The following is a 19,392-nucleotide window of genomic DNA, read 5'->3' as shown; positions in this document are numbered from 1 at the left end:
AGCCCACCTTTAACGTGATTGACTTTTTTCCTCATTCCATACCCTGGCCAGAAGTTTTGCCGCTATTATACCCATAATTGTGGCGCACACCGACGCCATCCATATGCACACTATTATTTCAGCAGGCTTTTTAGCCCCCTCCGCTGTACGCAGGGCAATTATACTCGCCGGCACCAGTTGTATTGCCGCGGTATTCATGACCAGAAACATACACATTGAGTCCGTGGCGGTTTTTTTGTCTCCGTTCAGGGACTGCAGTTGGCTCATGGCCTTTATTCCCAGCGGAGTAGCCGCATTCCCCAGCCCAAGGAAATTTGCCACAAGATTCATTACTATGGCTCCCAGTGCAGGATGATCCTTCGGGATGCCCGGGTATAAAAATATCATGACAGGCCGGACCAATCTGCTTATACCTGCCACCAGGCCGCTTTTTTCCGCCACCTTCATCAAGCCTGTCCAGAGACACATGACTCCAAGGAGGCCTATGCACACAGTTACCGCGGACTGGGCCGACTCCATGGCAGCCTTTGTCACCTCATCAATCCTTCCGTTGACTATCCCAACTGCAAAACCTATAAGCAGCAAACCCATCCATATATAATTAAGCATTCTATCTCCCATCTACCGTACGCAAATAGTAATGAAAGGCATGTAGTGGCTTTCGCTGCGTGAAATCCACGTTGACTTGCCACATGTATCTTTCACGCTAACCTCTCCATCCATCATATACCGGTCTGCGGGTTTCCCCTTATTATATATGTGGACAGAGCCGGGTTTATGTTTTCTCCTGAAAATTTTGCTGTAATCACGTACTTTTGCTGAAATATAAAGACACTTCTTAAATTTAAACTTCAAAAATTATCCAGTTTTTAATACAATGTTGCTATGCCGGTCTGGAAGCAACCTCTCACTCAGGCCGGAATATAATCCGTCTTTGGATCTATGATGGCAAGTACATTTAAAATATGACTGTAAAGGAGCAAAGAATTGTGGATTCTCAACTTGATACCGGAAAAGGTTTAAAGGCTGCAAGTCAGCCGGGCAGAAGCTTTCTGAGAAGCCTGAAGTCACAGAAGTGGCTTTGGCTCATAGCACTGCCGGGCTTGGCAATCGTTTTTGTCTTCAATTATCTTCCCATGTTCGGGGTAATACTGGCCTTTAAAAATTATAAACCCGCGGCTGGAATCTTCGGCAGCCAATGGGCTGGGTTTGAAAACTTCAAGTACCTCTTCTCCACCCGGGATGCTTGGAACATTACATATAATACCCTGTTTTTAAACAGTCTTTTTATAATAACCGGCACTGTGGGAGGCATTCTCATAGCACTCCTTGTAAATGAAGTAAGAAACAAGTGGCTTGTAAAGTTTTATCAATCGTCCATGTTTCTCCCTTACTTCATATCCTGGGTTATCGTTTCCTACTTTGTATATTCCCTTTTAAGCTATGACATGGGTATGGTTAACAACCTGCTGGCCTCTCTGGGCATGGAACCGGTTCAATGGTATAACGAGCCGAGGTTATGGCCGGCCATACTCACCATCGTGAATCTCTGGAAGGGCGTCGGATATGGAAGCGTGATATATCTGGCGGGCATAATGGGCATAGATGCGGAGCTTTATGAGGCAGCTACCATCGACGGTGCAAACAAACTTCAGCAGGCGTCAGGCATCACACTTCCCCTTTTGTCCCCTTTGATTATAACACTGACCTTGATGGCTATCGGACGTATTTTCTTTGCCGACTTCGGCCTGTTCTATAATGTCACCCTGGACAACGGAGGCCTGTACAGTACGACAAATGTTATTGACACCTATGTATTCCGGGCCTTGAAATTTTCCGGAGACATAGGCATGGCTTCCGCCGCAGGCTTCTATCAGGCATTCGTGGGATTTCTCCTGGTACTGGCCAGCAACCTTTTTGTGAAAAAAATAAATCCCGAACGTGCACTGTTCTAAAAAGTTTGGGAATGCAAGGCCGGATTTCATATAAAATCTGATTAAATCTGAAAAATGGAGGCTGAAATGAAAGTAAAAGATGGCAGTATTGTGTCAAAAGTACTTATAAACCTTTTTCTCACGGTTTTTTCCGTGTGTTGTCTCATCCCCTTTATGATAGTAATATCCTCCTCGTTTACCCAGGAGCAAATGATAATTGAAAACGGATACTCCATATTCCCCAGACAGTTTACTTTATTGGCCTACAAGTACATACTGGCCGACCCCGGTCAAATCGCCAGGGCTTACGGGGTCACAATAATGGTAACTGTGGCCGGCACCATCATAAGTCTTGTCATATCCTCCTGCCTGGCCTATGTTTTATCGAGAAAGGATTTTGCCCATAGAGGGAAATTGTCACTGTACCTGTTTTTCACCATGCTTTTTAACGGAGGACTGGTTCCAAGCTATATAATCGTGGCACAGGTGCTGCACCTAAAGGACAATATCCTCGCACTCATATTGCCCTATCTCATCGTCCCCTTTTACGTTCTTTTACTGCGAACCTATTTCTCAGATATACCTTTTTCACTGGTGGAAAGTGCCAAAATTGAGGGAGCCGGTGAACTTGGAATCCTTTTTAAAATCATACTGCCCCTGTCCCTGCCTGCAATGGCGACAGTCGGTCTATTCATCGTTTTGCAGTACTGGAATGACTGGTGGCTTGCACTTCTGTATATTGATGACGCAAACCTGAATCCCCTGCAATATATGCTGTACCTTATCATGCAAAATCTGAACGCCATGCGCTTGAGTCCTCTGCAGGGCCAGATCTCAACGGCAGCCCTCCCCGGGGAAAACGCGCGTATGGCAATGGCTGTCCTTGCAATCGGCCCCATTATCTTTGCATTCATGTTCGTACAGAAGTACTTTATATCAGGGTTGACTGTGGGAGCTGTCAAGGGATAGTGCCTGTGCGGGCACCTGCTTCCGGCATCCACGTTTACTATAAATATTTAAAGGAGGTACATTTAATGTATAAGGCAAAAAAAGCAATTTGTTTTGCTCTTGGTCTGTCACTTTTCCTGACTCTTTGTTCGGGCTGCGGAAACTCCGAAAAAGCCGCTTCATCCTCAGACTCGGCTGCTTCAGGGAGTATTGCGGCTGACTCGGGCGTAAGGCTTGAACCTGTGGAGCTGTCCTGGTATGTTGTGGGAACACCTGAAAAGGATACTGCATTGGTGGAGGACGCAGTCGCAGATTATCTGAAAGACAGCCTTAACTGCAGGGTAAAGATAAATTATCTGGACTGGGGTGCATATGAGCAGAAAATGAATGTTATGATTGCGACCGGAGATGAATTTGACCTTTGCTTCACCGCAAACTGGCAAGTCAATTTCATACAAAATGCCGGAAAGGGTGCGTGGGCTGACATCACCCAACTGGTTGACAGGTATGCTCCTAAAGTTAAAGAAAAATATGCAAAATATCTGGATGCCTGCAAGGTTAACGGCAAGCTCTACGGCATTCCATACAATATGAGCGGCTTTGGTGCCCAGGGAGCAGTATATCTGAGACAGGACCTTGTTGACAAATACCAACTGGATACAGATTCCCTAAAAAAGTATGAAGACCTGGAACCTTTCTTTGACCGGATACTGGCTGAGGAAAAAGGTGTGACTCCCCTCTGCATGGCTGGCGGCAACGGAACAGTAGGCCTTTTTAATTATTGGTTTGACCAGCCGGATGTAAGCATCCCTTCACTGGGAGTGAAGTTCGACGACCAGAGCTGTACAGTTGTAAACACCGACGAACAGCCTGAAAGCATTCATGACCGGGAACTTCTCCGCAAATGGAATCAGAAGGGTTACATAAGGAAAGATGCCGTTTCAATAAAAGATGATGATCCTGAAATGATGACCAGAAAATATGCAGCCGAAATCAGCGGCTATGTTCCAGGCTGGCTGGAAGACTATGAAAAGAAATTCAAGTTTGACATGGTTGCAGTTCCCCTTGGTTCAAAACCTCTGCTGAATACTACAAACATTACACAGAGCTGTGTTGCTGTGAGCAGTACCTCAAAAAATCCCGAAAGAGCTGTTATGCTTATAGAGCAATGCAATACAGACCCCAAGTTATTAAACCTGCTGGGCTTCGGAATAGAAGGGAAGCACTATGAGGTTACAGGCTCTGACGACCCTGTTATAAAGATTATCAAGAATCCCGAGGGTATTACCGATGAGACCAATGGTTACAGGACCAATATGGAATGGATGTTCGGCGACCCCTGGATGCTTTACAGCAACCTGCCTGAAAGACCTGCCCTGGTAGAAGCCCAGAAAAAGGCCACAGACAATTGCATCGTATCTCCCATAAACGGTTTTACCTTTGATAACAGCTCGGTTAAAACCCAGATTGCCCAGTTAACAGCCATCTTTAATGAGTATAAGAGTATCTGGAACACCGGGAATATGGATCTGGCCAAATTCCCCGCATATCAGCAAAGACTTGCCAATGCGGGCCTGGAAGATGTTCAGAAGGAAATGCAGCGACAGATAAATGCCTGGAAGGCTTCAGTAAAATAAACCTATCCGGCTCAATAACCTCACAAGGTTTTATAAATTGCACATAAAGTGCTTATTTGAATGGGAGAGGCCCGGAGTACATGCCTCCAACCCTGGGTAAGCACTTTATTGTGCTTTTTACTTATTTTTGCACTTGCCGGTATCTGTGTGCCTCCTTCCCGGAACAGCGGGCAAATCAGTTGATGCCTTCCGAATAATGCTATATAATTACTTATAATGGTATATTTGTAAATAAATTAAATTTATCGGTTTATATTCTCTCACCTTATAAAGGAGCTTTATTCAATGGAGATATGGCAGACAGGGGTAAGAGGTTGAAAGAAAACCGCTTTCAACCCTTTGAATTTATGCCCGCAGAGCGGACAGGGGGATAAAATATGAAATTCAAAATATATAAGCATTCTTTCTATAAAAAAATGTTTTTGTATATAGCAATTCTCGTATTAGTGATTATATCAACCTTATCCTTTATATTCTATTTTAATTTCGAGAATGTCGGGCTGAAGCTGCAGTATGAGGCAAATAAAAATATTCTCTCGGAAATCAGCTATAGCGCCACGTACCTTGATGATACCGCCAGGAACACGGCCGCTTATATTTATACAAATAATGATTATTCCGCTTTAAGGTATGGACGCCATACTGCCCCGGAGGATGCATACCGGCTTGTCAGCAGCCTGGAGGCACTGGTAACGCAATCCGGCAATGTGCAGTCAATCTACATATACAATAGGGATATCAATACCTTTTACTCTACCTGGTGGCGGTATTACAGTCCGGCAGGCGATTTTATGGACTCAGACATTGCAGATATAATTGAAAATAACAAAATTCCGGGAAGAGAGAACTTCACCTCAAATCCCCTGCTGAGAAAGGTCCCTCTGAATTTTAATATCGGCACCGACAGAGCCTGTATGAATGTACTGACTTATGTTATGGCAGACTACACCCAGGACGGCAGCGAGATTCAAAGTGCCATAATTATCAACATGAATTCGCAATATCTGGACGGGCTTATTAATATTTTGAATACAAAAGGTGCCTTTACGGGCGGAGATACACTGATTATAGACAATTCGGGCTTTGTGGTTGCCAGTTCGAACTCCGGTGCGGCTTTCAGTGATTTCACAAATAAAACCTACGTGAATAGGATTTTGACCAGTTCCGCAAAAAACGGCTATTTTGTTGACACCTTGGACGGCCGTGAGGTTGTGGTTACCTATGTCGCCTCTGATGTAACAGATTGGAGGTTCGTCAACATCACACCCTTCAACCAGCTTTTCAAAGATATAAACCGCATGAAAACCACATTATATGTACTTTGTACCGCAACAGTCATATTGGGCTTCCTGCTTTCATACTTTCTTTCCAGACATTTGTGCCATCCTATTAACAGAATGCTTGGAAAGGTGCAGCAGCTCTCCAATGTTAAAATGGACAGGACAAGAAAAAATGAACTGGATTTTCTTACTGACATTTTTACAGAGACAATAAAAAAGGCCCAAAGTATTCAGTCTGTCAGCCATGAGAATTACATCCTCAAACGGACTGCAATTTTAAGAGAGCTTCTCACCAATGAAAACCGCAATACAAGCGAATTTGAAGAAACCTTTAAAAAATACCGTCTGAACCTCAACCCCCGGGGACTTTTCATACTGTGTAATCTGCAGCCGGATAACTACAAGCTGTTTACACAGGAATTGAGCACCGACGACCAGAAGCTTTTCAGGTTCGCAGTCTGCAATGTTGCCGGAGAGCTTGTATCGAAATATTTCAGCAATGAATGCTTTGAGTTCGATGATGGAAATATTGCGCTTATTATGGAAACCACCAATTTGGAGAATTCTGATATATGCAGAAATGTCGTTGAAGTCATAGGGGAACTCCAGGCCTGGTGTCAAGCAAATCTGAGCATAAGCCTGTCCTCGGCACTGTATACAGACCCGGTGGGCCTGGCAGATCTGGCGGAAGGCTACAGGTTTGTACTGCAGCTCTCCAAATACAGGCTGGTGTATGGCTGTAAATGCCTGCTTCTTCCAGAGGTAATCTACAGGCTCAAATCAAATGCCTTTGAGCATCCCGGCGCACTGGAGCAGCGGTTGGACGAGGCTCTCAATAACGGCAGGCTTGCCGAATCCGTGGAAGCCTACTACAAAATCAAGGAATATATCACAGATTACTCCTATGAGACAATAAATTCCTATATACTGTACCTTTCCTACCTGCTTATGAAGAAATTCAACGAGCTTGAGGCAAGAGGGTATGAGAAAATAACCTTTGATTCCGGCAGCTACATAACCGAAATAATTTCCCTGGAAACACTGCAGGAGATAGATGAGAGGATAATCCGGCTATTCAGGATTATAACGGATACTATCGAGCAGCGGCGTTTCAGAAAAAGAAGCAATCTGGTGGATAAGGTAACCGCAATTATTGAAGCGGAATATATGGACAAAAGCCTGTGCCAGGATGCGGTTGCAGGAAGGCTTAATATATCTCGTGATTATCTGGGGAAAATGTTCAGAGAAGCCCATTCAAAATCCTTTGCCGACTACCTGACCGAAACAAGGCTGCAAAAGGCCGTTGAATACATGGAAAGCAGCAGGCTGAGCATTTCGGATATAATGGACAGGATAGGCTGGGAAAATAAGAATTATTTTTATACAACCTTTAAATTGAAGTTTGGAATGACAACCTCCCAGTACCGTAATATGAGTTCCAGCAATTAGCTTATTAATCAATAAAAGGCAGGCCGCCACTGCATCACAACAATTTTTTATGTCGAAATAAAACTGCGTATTTTGTCGAATAAATGTCGAATGCCCTCATATTCTGCCGTTGAATTCCCAGTATTATTTTTGAAGCTTTGTAAGTTTATCTTATGCAAAATTTATTCATAAAATATTTACATTTGCCTTTTAGCGGGTTTTATTCTTTGAAAGTCCTTTACCGTCTATGTTCCTTATTTTTGCATATTTAAAATTTTTTAATTTTTTTGTAAAATGAGCGTTGACGTTTATTGGAATTTATGGTATTATAATAACGAAGTTTGTCGAAATATGAAGTGTATTATTTAGGAGGTTATAATTATGAAATCTACAGGTATTGTAAGAAAAGTTGACGAATTGGGAAGAGTTGTTCTCCCTATCGAATTGCGCAGAACTTTTGATATTGCAGAAAAGGATGCATTGGAAATTTATGTTGATGAATCTACTATTATATTGAAGAAGTATGAACCAGCATGTATCTTCTGCGGAAATGCCAAGGATGTACAGGTATACAAGGGAAAGAACATATGCCCTGACTGTATGAAAGAATTAAAGAAGTAATTTTCTTTAAGCACTATAAAAAGAGCCAAGGCTCTTTTTATTTTTGCCTGAAATTGGTTATACCTGCTGCTATACCTCGGAATCAACCCGGAGAGCTTATTTCTTCATAACTGAATTATAGACATCTCTTTTGTTCACTCCTCTGTCTTCGGCCACCTTCTTAATTGCCTCTTTTTTCGATAGCCCCTCACCGGTATACTTTTCTACATGCTCCTCAATACTCATGTCAGCAAATTTGTCCTTTTCCTGTTCCATGAGCACCTTCTGATCCTGGCCTTCAACCACGACAACGAACTCCCCCTTGGGAGCTTCCGCCTGATACCTGTCGGCTGCCTCAGACAAGTTGCACCTTATCACCTCTTCATATCGCTTGGTAAGCTCCCTGGCAAGGGCTATCCTCCTATCCCCCCAGGCATTGTACATATCCTTCAGGGTATATGGGAGCTTATGGGGCGCCTCATAAAATATTATGGTTCTGGTTTCATCTTTAAGCTGCCTGAGCCTCTCCTGCCGGGTTCTCTTATTCATGGGAAGAAAACCTTCAAACACAAACCTGCCTGTGGGCAAACCTGATATCACCATTCCCGTAACCGCTGCCACAGGTCCGGGTATCATTGTCACCTTTACCCCATTTTCTATACAAAGCCTTACCAGGTCTTCACCGGGGTCGGATATTCCAGGCGTACCGGCATCCGAAACCAGTGCAATATCTTTGCCCTGCAGCAGTTGTTCAATCAGATAATTTCCCTTGACAATCTTATTGTGCTCGTAATAGCTTATAAGGGGCTTTTTTATCTCAAAATGGTTGAGCAGCTTTATGGTTTGCCGGGTATCCTCCGCGGCTATCAGCTCCACTTCCTTAAGCGTATTGATTGCTCTTAAGGTTATGTCCTGAAGATTTCCAATGGGTGTGGCAACAAGATACAGCATTCCTTTTTCCCCGTTCAAGTCTCTCTTCCTTTCCGGCTCTTTTCCTACCTGCCATAAATTCTATTTATTTCGTGGGAATATGTTCCGTCGGCGTTATATACATACAGGGGCTCCATTACCTTAAGTTCGGGTTTTCCGCCTCTGCTTCCCTTTATCAATATCATTGAGGGCTTCTTGAAAGGCTTTGGATGAACCATTCTCAAATACTTGGGTTCAATACCACAGTTCCTCATACAGCATACTATGTCGGCCAGCCTTTCAGGCCTGTGCACCATTGCCAGTTGGCCTCCCGGAGCAAGCAGCGCCCCTGCCGCCCCTACGACATCTTCCAGGGTGCACAGTATTTCATGCCTGGAAACAGCCTTGCTGTCATGAGGATTCACAAGCCCGCAGCCTTTGTTTGTATAGGGCGGGTTTGATACCACAACATCAAAGCTGGACTTTCCAAAATACCGGCTGTACTCTCTTACGTCTCCGCATAATATTTCCACTCTATCCTCAAGACCGTTGAGGCTCACACTCCTTGAAGCCATTTCTGCCACAGTCTCCTGTATTTCCAGTCCGACTACAGCCGCCGCCTGTGTTTTGCCCGCCAGCAGTATGGGTATTATGCCTGTGCCCGTTCCTATATCCAAAACCCTGTGTCCCTTTTTTACATCTGCAAAATCTGATAATAAAACTGCATCAACTCCAAAACAAAAGGCCTCAGGGTCTTGTATCAGCTTTAGTCCATTCAGTTGCAAATCATCTATTCTTTCATTGTTTCTTAACTCAACCATGTAATACTGTTTCCTCATAAGAAGTTATTTCCTTGTTCGCCAGGGAGGCCCCAAACTCAGGATTGACAGTTCTTATACTTTCAATAAAATGTATATCCTATGCGCTGAAAAAAGGTCAGATAAAGGCACTATGGCCTTTATCTGACCTTCATTACACTAAAACTATTGCTGTTGAGGAGCATCAACAGGACATACGTTAGCACAAGCGCCGCATTCAATGCAAGCATCAGCGTCTATTACATATACGCTATCACCAGCAGCTATACAGGATACTGGGCATTCTGATTCACATGCCCCACAACTGATGCATGATTCATTAATAAAATATGCCATTTAAAAACACCTCCTAGTATTTAAGGAAAAACAATCCTTTAAAACATGTTTTTCGCTCTTATTTTACCACCATTTATTGCAAATGACAAACTAAATTCCATATTTTTTTGCATATGTCAAGGTCTGTCCTTAAACAATCAATCCTCCAACTGCTTTAATGCTTCCAGGTCAATATCCATGTCGTCATTTGCAGCAGCGTTCCTTATGAGCTTGACTTCGCCTTCTTTAAAATTGTATATCCTCAGCTCGGTCTCCTTACCGATATCCAGCTTTATCTTGAGAATTTCCTTCAGGAGATTTACTTCCACCACAGTTCCCTGGCCTTCAGGTGTCTCAACAATAGCGCCTGTTTTGGGAACTCTGTCCAGCAAATCCTCATACGCCTCCTGCTCATATTTCAGACAGCACATAAGCCGTCCGCAGGTTCCGGATATCTTGGTGGGATTCAGGGAGAGAGACTGCTCCTTTGCCATTTTTATTGAAACAGGCTGGAATTCACCCAGGAAGGAGTTGCAGCAGAGAACTCTTCCGCATATTCCAATGCCGCCCATCATTTTGGATTCATCCCGGACACCAATCTGTCTCAGCTCTATTCTTGTCTTAAATACTGCGGCCAGATCCTTCACAAGCTCTCTGAAATCCACTCTGCCGTCAGCGGTAAAGTAGAAAAGAACCTTGTTATTGTCAAAGGTATATTCCACATCAATAAGCTTCATGTCCAGCTTATGATCGTTTATCTTCTGGAGGCATATTCCATACGCCTCCTTTTCCTTCCTGTCGTTCTCGGCAGCGTGAGCAATGTCCTCATCAGTTGCAAGGCGTATGACCTTTTTAAGAGGAGCCACTATCTCAGACTCGTCTACCTCCCTGTTGGGCACTACCACAAGTCCGAATTCTATTCCTCTTGCAGTCTCAACTATTACATTTTTGTTCAAATCTATAACCAGCTCTCCGGGATCGAAATAATAAATCTTCCCGGCTGTTTTAAACCTGACTCCAACAACTTTTACCATTAATAAATTCCTTTCTATCAATAAACCTGAGAATCTTTATAAACATAAGAGTCTTTGATTTTCATCAGCATTACCTCTATCGCCAATTGAAAGTTTGCATTGTACTCCAGCCCCCTCTTGGCACTCCAAACTGCATCAATGCACTTCAACAGACAAGAAAGTTTCAAATTGGCGTTCTCAACTATCATATCTTTTTTATCGGAATTAATCAATATGTTATAATTCAAGGTCTGACTATATATTATTATATCCCTGAAAAACAAAAGCATTATTTTTAATATAAATTCTATCTTGTCAGAATTCTTTTCAAATAATTCATATGCTTTAAAAACATCACCTTTCCCTGGTACAAGCAGCTCGTTTACAGATTGCATTATTTCATTTCTGGCGTCAAGGTAATCCGGCGATTCAGCCAGTTCAAGCGCCGTGCCTACAACGCCGTCGGCATAAGATATCATAAAATCCCACTCCGGCTGTCTTGCTCCATATCTTTCCCGGAGAATTTCCAGTATTTCTTCTTCCGACAGCTTGTCAAATAAAATCCTCCGGCATCTTGACCTTACTGTTTGCGTAACCGCAGCGGAAGACTGCACCGTCAGTATGAACACCACGTACGGAGGGGGTTCCTCCAGAGACTTGAGCAGTGCATTCTGAGCTTGTACTGTCATACTGTCCGCATCATTAATAATTATAATTTTATAACTTGAATAAAGAGGCCTTATTACCAACCCCTTTAAAATATTTCTGATTTCGTCAACAGCTATACTCTTGTCCTTTGAATAAATTTCCTGAAAATCAGGATTCGAACCCTCTGCAAACAACCGGCAGGATTGACATTCTCCGCAACGCTCCGTGCCTCTTTCACACAAGAGCATTGCGGCAAACGACAAAGCCGTTTCCCTCTTGCCTATGCCATCAGGCCCTTCAAATATATAGGCATGGCTCACATTATTATTTTCCATAGTTTTGTGCAAGCCGGCCAGTATTTTTTTATGCCCTAACATATTACTCTCCATCCTGCTGACACCAAGTTCCGCCCCTATGCTCCAAAGCTTCTTTCCAACTGTTAAAGCTACCGGCACAGGCGGATTGCCATAATACTTCTACAGCAGCAGATCCAGAATCAAGCCCCTTATATCATCCAGTTTCTTCAGTATGCTGAGATTATCCTGCTCCGACTTGATGACTTCATTTGTAAGCTCGATAAGCTCGTCATTAATCTTCTTGATTATGGCATATACCCTGTGTCTGCCCCGCCTGTCCAGAAAGCTTTTCTTTGTAAAGCTGTGGGAATGTGAAACAGCCTCGTCCAGAAATTCTGAAATTAGCTGCTTGTAAACCTTCAAATCCCTTATGTCAGCCTTCTTCTCCAGCTTCTTCCCCTGAGTCTGTATCTTGTCGGCCAATACCCTTATGCGTTCCTCGTAATTTTGGAATTCCATCTTTTTAAGGGTAGCAGAAAAAGCCACGTCTCTTTCGTTTCTTATAGCCCTTTCATCCCTTCCGGGTATCGCATTGATACCTGAGGGATTCTTCGATGCATCCTGTATCTTAATGGCAAACACATCCTTACTGTCATAACAATAAATTGTTTTATTTTAAATTGCTGTGCCTCCGGTTACACCTTGTGGAACTTCTCCACATCCACCACAAATATTGTTGCTCCTCCTACCGTAACTTCAACAGGGTATGGCATGTACATACCATTCATGCCGTTCATGCCTCCGGGTGTTGCAGGAGTATTAATTACCTGTTTTCTGCTCTTTGACTTCTTTTCGATTATGGCGATAACCTCATCCAGCTTTTCTTCATCCACACCCACTAAAAGCGTTGTATTTCCTGCTTTGAGAAAACCTCCCGAAGAACACATTTTTGTGACTCCGAAACCGTTTTTATTGAGTTCCTCCATAACCTTGCTGCCATCCTCATCATGGACAATCGCAAATACCAGTTTCATAGTAAAACCTCCTTTTTAATAATTAAAACAATTCATCAATATACTCATTTATCTGAGATGAAATCTCTTCAACGGACTTTGTGGCATCAATGGTCTTTATTCTGTCCGGGTAAAGTATTGACAGCTTTTTATATCCATCATATACCCGCCTGTGAAAATCCAGTTTTTCCTGCTCTATACGGTCGGCGCCGGTTGAATTTATCCGCCTTCTTATTGAAATTTCAGGGTCTATATCAAGAAAAAAGGTTATATCCGGTACTGTTCCGTTTATTGCAATGCGGTTTACATCAGCAATAATTTTTAAATCCACGCCTCTTCCTCCGCCCTGATACGCATAGCTGGAATCCACATACCTGTCACAAATGACTATCTTGCCGTTGTTAACAGCCGGTTCTATCACTTCTGCCACATGCTGCGCTCTGGACGCAGCATACAGTATCATTTCCGTAAGGGGTACAATCTCCTTGTTTTCCGGTTCCAGTATAATGTCCCGTATTATTTCACTGACTCTGGTTCCACCGGGTTCACGGGATAAAACCACCTCCCGGCCTTTAGTTGACATATATTCTTCAAGTAATTTGATCTGCGTTGTTTTGCCTGAGCCGTCAGTGCCTTCAAAAGTAATAAATAAGCCTTTCTTCATTTGCCGCATCCTCTCAAACCGTTTGAAATAAAATCATTAATAATATACTCATATGTTTGTATATCTTATTATAACATAACATCCTTTAATCGCTTTATAAATTCGGATTATTTTGAATGCCGCATCTTATTGCCCGTCACTCTTTTAAAACTCTGATCCTGCCGTCAGCTCCCATTCCGTTTACATTTCCCCCTGCCGAAATAATGTCACTGATATAATCCACTGTCAGACTGCAGATAATCTCCCCAGGGTATAGCACCGGTATTCCAGGAGGGTATGGTGTGATTATATCTGCACATATACGACCCACGGCAGACTCAAGCGGGATTTCCAGCTTTTCCGAGGCGTATGCCTTCCATGGCGGCAGTTCCTGGGAACTGCCCCGGAGCCTGTTATTATACTGCCTTACCATAGACCTCATCTCGGCAGATGCATTTTGCCGCTTTTCATGGAATTCAAAGCCTTTCATGGTCTCCAGAGCATCCAGCAGCCTTTTCATGCTCTCCCGGGTGTCTGCCACAGTGGTTATTAATACAATGTTCTCAAAGTCAGCCATTTCAACCTGTGTAGCCAGGCGCTCCCTCAGCACCTTTTCTGCAGAATATCCGCTGATACCCAGTCCATTTACATTTATCACCAGTCTGGTGGGGTCCTGTACAGAATTTATACCCATATTCCCGGACTGCAAAACCTTATATGCTCCGTCCTCCTCCAATTCCTCAACAAACCGGGCGTTGATGTCAATAATTTCTTCAAGCCTTTTCCGGCCTTCCCGTTCCATTATTTCTCTGGCAATATCAAGATATGACATGATTATATACGAAGGACTGGAGGATTGAAGCATTGCCAGATTAAACGACAGCTTTTCCATATCCGGCCTGTTTCCCTTTACATGCAAATATGCTCCCTGTGTAACTGCCGGCAGGGTTTTATGTGCGCTTTGAATACATATATCCGCACCGCAGCTCAATGCAGACGGCGGCAGCCTGTCACTGAAGGCCAGATGCGCGCCGTGGGCCTCATCCACTATCAATATTTTTCCCCGGGAATGTACAAGCCTGCTTATTTCCTCAATGTTACAGCATATACCGTAATAATTCGGACGGGTTATAAGCACCGCAGCCGCGTCAGGATTTGCCCGGAGGGCATTCTCTATACTCTCAGGCGTTATTTCTACATGTATGGAAAATTCCTCATTAAACTCCGGATATACATATACCGGCTCTGCGCCGGACAGAATCAGACCTGAGGCCACTGACCTGTGGGAATCCCTGCCTGCAATGAGTTTCTGTCCCCTGGCGCACACACTCATAATCGCCGCCTGCACACCGCAGGTCGACCCGTTTACAAGGAAAAAGGTCCTATCCGCGCCAAAGGCTTTTGCAGCTTTCCCCTGAGCGTCCTTTATAATCCCCTGCGGACGGTGCAAGTTATCGGTTCCTTCAACCTCTGTTACATCAAGCTGCAGCAGATTTTGTGCCAATTCATAGGGTACTCCCCTTCCCAGCTTGTGTCCGGGCATGTGGAAAATATTCAATTCCTCCTCTGCATACCTGCGCAGATAGTCATATATGGGTGTGTTATACATTGGGTCACCGGCTCCTGCTTTATTAAAAATTATATATCAAGCTACTTTTCATTATTAACCATATGCATATCTGTGTCAACAATTCCGCAACTGCACAAACGGCTTGAACACCAGGACCGTATGGAATCTCTGAGCATTAAACCTGTATTTCTCAATCAGCTCAGGTCCGCAACTGTTGGACCCTATGCCGCTTTGTGCATAATCCACGCATAATACGGTATTCCCGCTTTTTTCAAGCTCAAAATTGTGCATTTTCAATGTCAGTTCCTCCTGGGTATAACAGGATGCATTGAAGCAGAACTGTTCATCGCTCACCACCAGAAGTCCCAAGCCCCTGTCCGAATCCAGCCTTACATAGTGGCAGCCGAAATGGCTTCCGTTTTCCTGAGGACGTATATAATCTTCATGCAGATCCTCAAGCCCTGCCTTAAACCTGCCCATATATGATGCTCTCCTCTTATCCGCATAGCTTTCATGAGGACCAAAACCAAAGTATTCAACCTTGTTGATTTCTTCGGGCAGGAACAGCCTGAGTCCGAATCTTGGCAGAAAGGGTGTCTCCATATTTTTCTCAACCTGCATATTCACTGAAATAGTACCGTCATTTGCTATATTCCATTCGGAACTTATATAAAGTATCCTTTGAATATGAATGGCTGCAATGGATAATTCCGTTATCAGCCTTACATTTTCCTCTTCCTTGAAAACCCTGGTGGTATACGCCCTGGACAGAGTTCTGCCGTAGCCGCATTTCTCCCATTTGTCACGAATATTTCTGTCGTTGTCAGTGGGAGCTCTCCATATGTTATAAGCCATGGGCTTTTCAAGCAGTACGCGATTGTCGTAGCTCATACTGTCAAAAGCACCGGATATTTTGCTGTAGCAGTATTCAAATTTATCCCCTCTGATTACCACATGCCTGTCCGACTCTTTCAGGGATATTTCTCCGGAGGCTGCGTTGCTTTTTCCCAATATGCCTGTAATCCGGTCTTCTTTCAGTCCCGTAGAGTCAATCGCCAGCTTTACCTGGTCAAAACCCAGCAAATGCCCTTTTGCCGAAAAAGCCATACTGTTTTTCTGGATATAATCAAACTTTATATAGCAGTCGCCCTCTGCTTCGTTTAAGTCTATTCCGATGACTTTCTCCTGATGGGGTTTGATATCCAGGATATTTTCATCCTCAACAACCCCGCGGGCTATCTCCTCGCCGTTTCTGGTTATTGTATATTGGATGTATAGGCAGTCCCTGATATTTATAAAGTCCAGCATGTTTCTGAATGTAAACTTTCCGTCCCTGGAGTTTTCATCTATAAGCCTGAGAGGCCTTATAACATTTTTATATTCCAACAGACCCGTATGAGCCCTTCTGTCGGGATAGACAAGTCCATCCATGCAAAAATTGCCGTCATGGGGGAATTCTCCAAAATCTCCTCCATAGTAATATTTGGCTTTCCCCTCTTGGGTTTTCCCCATATATACTGCGTGGTCGCACCATTCCCATACGAAGCCTCCACAGAAGCCATCATATTTTTGTATGAGTCCCTGGTAGTCTTCCAGGTCTCCAGGACCGTTGCCCATAGCATGGACATATTCGCATTGCATAAACGGCTTGTCCCGGTGCTCTTCTTCGAAGTATTTTTTTATATAGCCGGTTGAGGCATACATGCAGCTATATATATCCAGCAGGCTGAAATCACATTTGTAGCCGTCAGGTGTATAGCGGGCACTCTCATAATGGGTCAGTCTGCTGGTGTCATAGCTTTTAACCCACCTCAGGGCACTTTCAAAATTCCTTCCGAAGCCGGACTCATTTCCCAGAGACCAAACCACCACGCAGGGATGGTTTTTATCCCTTACTACATTTTTCCTGACACGGTCAACAATGGTCTCCTCATAATCGGGATCATGTGCCAGCAGCGGGAAGGTCTTTCCGTTCTGGGCTCCTCCGAAAATGGCAGTTGTGCCATGAGTCTCTATATCCGCCTCCGAAACAACATAAAACCCGTATTTGTCGCAAAGCTCCGTGAATACCGGAGAATTTGGGTAGTGGCTTGTTCGAATGGCATTTATATTGTGCTGCTTCATAAGTGAAAGATCCTGAAGCATATCCTCCACGGTGACGGCAGGGCCTGTCACGGGATTGCTGTCATGCCTGTTCACACCCTTGAATTTGATTTTCTCACCGTTGAGATAAACCACCCCGTCAACTGCTTTTATTTCTCTGAGCCCCACTTTTACAGCTATAGTCTCATAATCCGTGCTCAGAAACAGTGTGTAAAGATTGGGCTGCTCGGCATTCCATAAAACAGGTGAGTCCAGTGAAATATGGAGTTCCGCACCTTGCAGGGTTCCCCTGCCCACCTGGCGGGAGGCCTCTGCATCAAGCAGGACATAGTCGACTCTTATGGGCTCTTCTTTTAAATATTCTATTTCTACAGATATATCTCCCCTTTTATAGTTATCAGACAATGCGGTTTTTACAAAAAAATCACGTATATGCTTTTCAGGCCGGTATAAAATATAAACATCACGAAAGATTCCCGACGTCCTGAATTTATCCTGATCTTCAAAATAGCTTCCGTCACACCATTTCAGAACAAGCAGGGCTACAGTATTCATACCGGTTTTAACCAGGTGAGTAATATCAAATTCTCCCGTGGCATGGGACACCTGGCTGTAGCCTGCAAAAACTCCGTTAATCCACAGGTAGTAACAGGAGTCGATGCCTTCAAAATTTATATACTTCCGCATGCCCTCACAGCCAGCAAGTACTTCAAACTGTCTCATATACGCCCCGCAGGGATTGTCTGCCGGAACATAGGGAGGGTCGTACGGAAAAGGATATTTTATATTGGTGTACTGGTGCCTGTCATAGCCGTGGTTCTGCCAGACGGAAGGCACAGGTATACTGTCGAAGCCGGACAGGTCACAGCCTGGCAAATAGAACTCCTCCGTCACATCATAGATGCTGTTGAAATACTTAAAACTCCATTGCCCGTTCAGCAGTTGAAATCTGGAGGAGAGGTCCCTCTCCTGTGACGCCGCCTCAGCCTGGCTGGAATACGGGATGTAGTAGGCTCTGTCCTTCATTGTTCCAAGATGCAGTATCCGGGGATTTTCATAATATTTTTCTACAAGCATTTTTATCCACCACTTTCCTATGAATTTAAAGAGGTTATTATAATTATATATTAGTATTTGCCAATAACGTAAATAAACATAATAAAAATCAAAATATACAGGAATCATACAAGGGGCTGTCGCAATAGCAATGTCAATAAGTTAAGAATTAGAAGAAATTTTTACTAAGAGTAGATCATATAGAAATATGTGACCTACTCTTTTTTCTGGTAAATTCTAAAAATTTCAAACCAATTGATTATCTTAAAGTATTGACATTGGCCGCTTAACGAAAGGCAACGGGGCATTAAATTCCATATTCCATTTCAAAAAGATTTGTAAAAAACTGATTTAAGAAACAGACATTTAATGCACTGGAAGTTACTTGCATTTTTAGTTGAGGAATTGGGACAGGAATTATATAATGAGGATAACTGGGAACTATTATCAACATTAAGAGAAATTGAACCAGGAGAATGTAAGACTTCTGCTAAATTATTAAGTAATCTGGAAAGACCAGAAATTCCGACAAAAAAGTGGATTGATTAGCAATATAATAGCTTTAAAGATAAACTGGATTGCAGGTTGATAAATAAAAATTCCGGTGCCGAAAAAATGGAAAATGACAAGAGATAAACCCGACCAGATATAAGCAGGAGGTGAGATTGTGGCGACCATAGCGTTATATGCCAATAAAATCAACCAGATGCCCGGGTTAATCAAAGACGTTAAAAAATCTGTAACCGATTATAAATCCGAATTAGCCGCGCTTAAGACAAAATCCTTAACAATCAATAAAAGCGTATGTAATTTGGAGGATATCATCAGTTCCATACAAACGTCTTCGCAAACTCAGGAACAGAAAATCATTTCCCTTGACACCTTTAACAATAGCAGCGAAGAGTTCATATCGGATGCTGTTTGCATTGACGGCGAGGCAGCTGATATAATAAAAAAGCGTAAAGCTGATTTTTACAACAAATACAATTATTTAAAGCCGGAATGTGAAAAAAGCGGCTGGGAGAAGTTTTGCGGTGCTTGCAAATCAGTTGGCGAGTGGTGTAAGGATAATTGGAAAGCAATCGGTAAAATTCTTATTGCTGTTGTCATTATCGCAGCGTTGGGAATTGCGACAGTGTTGACAGGCGGCATTTTAGGGGTTATACTGGCTGGTGCATTCT

At 43.4% G+C, this 19,392-nt stretch carries 17 protein-coding genes and 1 pseudogene; 7 read left to right on the top strand and 11 right to left on the bottom strand.

Annotated elements, in window-relative coordinates; genetic code table 11:
• Nucleotides 1-9 precede the first annotated feature (9 nt).
• A complete protein-coding gene (locus CLHUN_RS01495) occupies nucleotides 10-609 on the bottom strand; it encodes a nucleoside recognition domain-containing protein (protein WP_080062802.1) in 600 nt (199 codons plus the stop codon).
• Nucleotides 610-986: 377 nt separating this feature from the next.
• On the opposite strand from CLHUN_RS01495, the gene CLHUN_RS01490 reads away from it, so the two are divergent.
• The 5 genes from CLHUN_RS01490 to CLHUN_RS01470 all read left to right on the top strand — a co-directional run bounded on the left by CLHUN_RS01490 (nucleotide 987) and on the right by CLHUN_RS01470 (nucleotide 7,848).
• Nucleotides 987-1,955, top strand: a complete 969-nt coding sequence (locus CLHUN_RS01490) for an ABC transporter permease (protein WP_422785035.1) — start codon at nucleotides 987-989, stop codon at nucleotides 1,953-1,955.
• 66 nt (nucleotides 1,956-2,021) lie between these two features.
• Entirely contained in the window at nucleotides 2,022-2,903 is an 882-nt protein-coding gene (locus CLHUN_RS01485; protein WP_080062800.1) for a carbohydrate ABC transporter permease, read from the top strand.
• 65 nt (nucleotides 2,904-2,968) lie between these two features.
• Complete coding sequence (locus tag CLHUN_RS01480) at nucleotides 2,969-4,519, top strand: ABC transporter substrate-binding protein (RefSeq protein ID WP_080062799.1); 1,551 nt, start codon at nucleotides 2,969-2,971, stop codon at nucleotides 4,517-4,519.
• Between the two features lie 377 nt (nucleotides 4,520-4,896).
• Complete coding sequence (locus tag CLHUN_RS01475; RefSeq protein WP_080062798.1) at nucleotides 4,897-7,248, top strand: helix-turn-helix domain-containing protein; 2,352 nt, start codon at nucleotides 4,897-4,899, stop codon at nucleotides 7,246-7,248.
• Between the two features lie 360 nt (nucleotides 7,249-7,608).
• The gene (locus CLHUN_RS01470) at nucleotides 7,609-7,848 is read left to right on the top strand and encodes an AbrB/MazE/SpoVT family DNA-binding domain-containing protein (protein WP_004623737.1); all 240 of its coding nucleotides are present in this window, start codon (nucleotides 7,609-7,611) and stop codon (nucleotides 7,846-7,848) included.
• A 96-nt stretch (nucleotides 7,849-7,944) separates the two neighbouring features.
• Here CLHUN_RS01470 and rsmI read toward each other — a convergent pair whose 3' ends face one another.
• The 10 genes from rsmI to CLHUN_RS01420 form a co-directional block, all read right to left on the bottom strand.
• A complete protein-coding gene (gene rsmI / locus CLHUN_RS01465) occupies nucleotides 7,945-8,778 on the bottom strand; it encodes a 16S rRNA (cytidine(1402)-2'-O)-methyltransferase (RefSeq protein WP_080062995.1) in 834 nt (277 codons plus the stop codon).
• 44 nt (nucleotides 8,779-8,822) lie between these two features.
• On the bottom strand, nucleotides 8,823-9,557 hold the full coding sequence (locus CLHUN_RS01460; RefSeq protein WP_080062994.1) for a tRNA1(Val) (adenine(37)-N6)-methyltransferase: 735 nt from the start codon (nucleotides 9,555-9,557) through the stop codon (nucleotides 8,823-8,825).
• A 162-nt stretch (nucleotides 9,558-9,719) separates the two neighbouring features.
• Nucleotides 9,720-9,890 (bottom strand): indolepyruvate ferredoxin oxidoreductase subunit alpha, encoded by a 171-nt coding sequence (locus tag CLHUN_RS01455; protein WP_080062797.1) that lies wholly within the window; start codon nucleotides 9,888-9,890, stop codon nucleotides 9,720-9,722.
• A 137-nt stretch (nucleotides 9,891-10,027) separates the two neighbouring features.
• Nucleotides 10,028-10,903 carry a PSP1 domain-containing protein gene (locus CLHUN_RS01450; protein WP_080062796.1) on the bottom strand — a complete coding sequence of 292 codons (876 nt, stop codon included), beginning with the start codon at nucleotides 10,901-10,903 and terminating at the stop codon, nucleotides 10,028-10,030.
• A gap of 17 nt (nucleotides 10,904-10,920) precedes the next feature.
• Nucleotides 10,921-11,907: a DNA polymerase III subunit delta' gene (holB, locus tag CLHUN_RS01445; RefSeq protein ID WP_080062795.1), complete on the bottom strand. Its 987-nt coding sequence runs from the start codon at nucleotides 11,905-11,907 to the stop codon at nucleotides 10,921-10,923.
• Nucleotides 11,908-12,006: 99 nt separating this feature from the next.
• A complete protein-coding gene (locus CLHUN_RS01440) occupies nucleotides 12,007-12,468 on the bottom strand; it encodes a YaaR family protein (protein ID WP_080062794.1) in 462 nt (153 codons plus the stop codon).
• Between the two features lie 53 nt (nucleotides 12,469-12,521).
• A complete protein-coding gene (locus tag CLHUN_RS01435) occupies nucleotides 12,522-12,860 on the bottom strand; it encodes a cyclic-di-AMP receptor (protein WP_080062793.1) in 339 nt (112 codons plus the stop codon).
• Nucleotides 12,861-12,882: 22 nt separating this feature from the next.
• Nucleotides 12,883-13,503 (bottom strand): dTMP kinase, encoded by a 621-nt coding sequence (gene tmk / locus CLHUN_RS01430; protein WP_080062792.1) that lies wholly within the window; start codon nucleotides 13,501-13,503, stop codon nucleotides 12,883-12,885.
• A gap of 136 nt (nucleotides 13,504-13,639) precedes the next feature.
• Entirely contained in the window at nucleotides 13,640-15,091 is a 1,452-nt protein-coding gene (locus CLHUN_RS01425) for an aminotransferase class I/II-fold pyridoxal phosphate-dependent enzyme (protein ID WP_080062791.1), read from the bottom strand.
• A 75-nt stretch (nucleotides 15,092-15,166) separates the two neighbouring features.
• Nucleotides 15,167-18,232, bottom strand: a complete 3,066-nt coding sequence (locus CLHUN_RS01420; RefSeq protein ID WP_080062790.1) for a glycoside hydrolase family 2 TIM barrel-domain containing protein — start codon at nucleotides 18,230-18,232, stop codon at nucleotides 15,167-15,169.
• 348 nt (nucleotides 18,233-18,580) lie between these two features.
• Between CLHUN_RS01420 and CLHUN_RS01415 the strand changes: the two genes are divergently transcribed.
• Nucleotides 18,581-18,760: a hypothetical protein gene (locus CLHUN_RS01415; RefSeq protein ID WP_080062789.1), complete on the top strand. Its 180-nt coding sequence runs from the start codon at nucleotides 18,581-18,583 to the stop codon at nucleotides 18,758-18,760.
• A 118-nt stretch (nucleotides 18,761-18,878) separates the two neighbouring features.
• A pseudogene (locus tag CLHUN_RS01410) lies at nucleotides 18,879-19,392 on the top strand (hypothetical protein); the annotation flags it as partial.

Source organism: Ruminiclostridium hungatei (genome assembly GCF_002051585.1).
GTDB classification, from domain to species: domain Bacteria; phylum Bacillota; class Clostridia; order Acetivibrionales; family DSM-1351; genus Ruminiclostridium; species Ruminiclostridium hungatei.
This window is presented reverse-complemented; position numbering and strand designations above follow the sequence as displayed.

What these genes read in the sequence shown, in the direction of transcription:
- CLHUN_RS01480 (WP_080062799.1), top strand. Translation starts at nt 2,969, where the DNA reads ATGTATAAGGCAAAAAAAGCAATTTGTTTTGCTCTTGGTCTGTCACTT.
- CLHUN_RS01470 (WP_004623737.1), top strand. Translation starts at nt 7,609, where the DNA reads ATGAAATCTACAGGTATTGTAAGAAAAGTTGACGAATTGGGAAGAGTT.
- rsmI (WP_080062995.1), bottom strand. Translation starts at nt 8,778, where the DNA reads ATGCTGTATCTTGTTGCCACACCCATTGGAAATCTTCAGGACATAACC.
- CLHUN_RS01455 (WP_080062797.1), bottom strand. Translation starts at nt 9,890, where the DNA reads ATGGCATATTTTATTAATGAATCATGCATCAGTTGTGGGGCATGTGAA.
- CLHUN_RS01420 (WP_080062790.1), bottom strand. Translation starts at nt 18,232, where the DNA reads ATGCTTGTAGAAAAATATTATGAAAATCCCCGGATACTGCATCTTGGA.
- CLHUN_RS01435 (WP_080062793.1), bottom strand. Translation starts at nt 12,860, where the DNA reads ATGAAACTGGTATTTGCGATTGTCCATGATGAGGATGGCAGCAAGGTT.
- CLHUN_RS01495 (WP_080062802.1), bottom strand. Translation starts at nt 609, where the DNA reads ATGCTTAATTATATATGGATGGGTTTGCTGCTTATAGGTTTTGCAGTT.
- CLHUN_RS01475 (WP_080062798.1), top strand. Translation starts at nt 4,897, where the DNA reads ATGAAATTCAAAATATATAAGCATTCTTTCTATAAAAAAATGTTTTTG.
- CLHUN_RS01450 (WP_080062796.1), bottom strand. Translation starts at nt 10,903, where the DNA reads ATGGTAAAAGTTGTTGGAGTCAGGTTTAAAACAGCCGGGAAGATTTAT.
- CLHUN_RS01415 (WP_080062789.1), top strand. Translation starts at nt 18,581, where the DNA reads ATGCACTGGAAGTTACTTGCATTTTTAGTTGAGGAATTGGGACAGGAA.
- tmk (WP_080062792.1), bottom strand. Translation starts at nt 13,503, where the DNA reads ATGAAGAAAGGCTTATTTATTACTTTTGAAGGCACTGACGGCTCAGGC.
- CLHUN_RS01485 (WP_080062800.1), top strand. Translation starts at nt 2,022, where the DNA reads ATGAAAGTAAAAGATGGCAGTATTGTGTCAAAAGTACTTATAAACCTT.
- CLHUN_RS01460 (WP_080062994.1), bottom strand. Translation starts at nt 9,557, where the DNA reads ATGGTTGAGTTAAGAAACAATGAAAGAATAGATGATTTGCAACTGAAT.
- CLHUN_RS01425 (WP_080062791.1), bottom strand. Translation starts at nt 15,091, where the DNA reads ATGTATAACACACCCATATATGACTATCTGCGCAGGTATGCAGAGGAG.
- holB (WP_080062795.1), bottom strand. Translation starts at nt 11,907, where the DNA reads ATGTTAGGGCATAAAAAAATACTGGCCGGCTTGCACAAAACTATGGAA.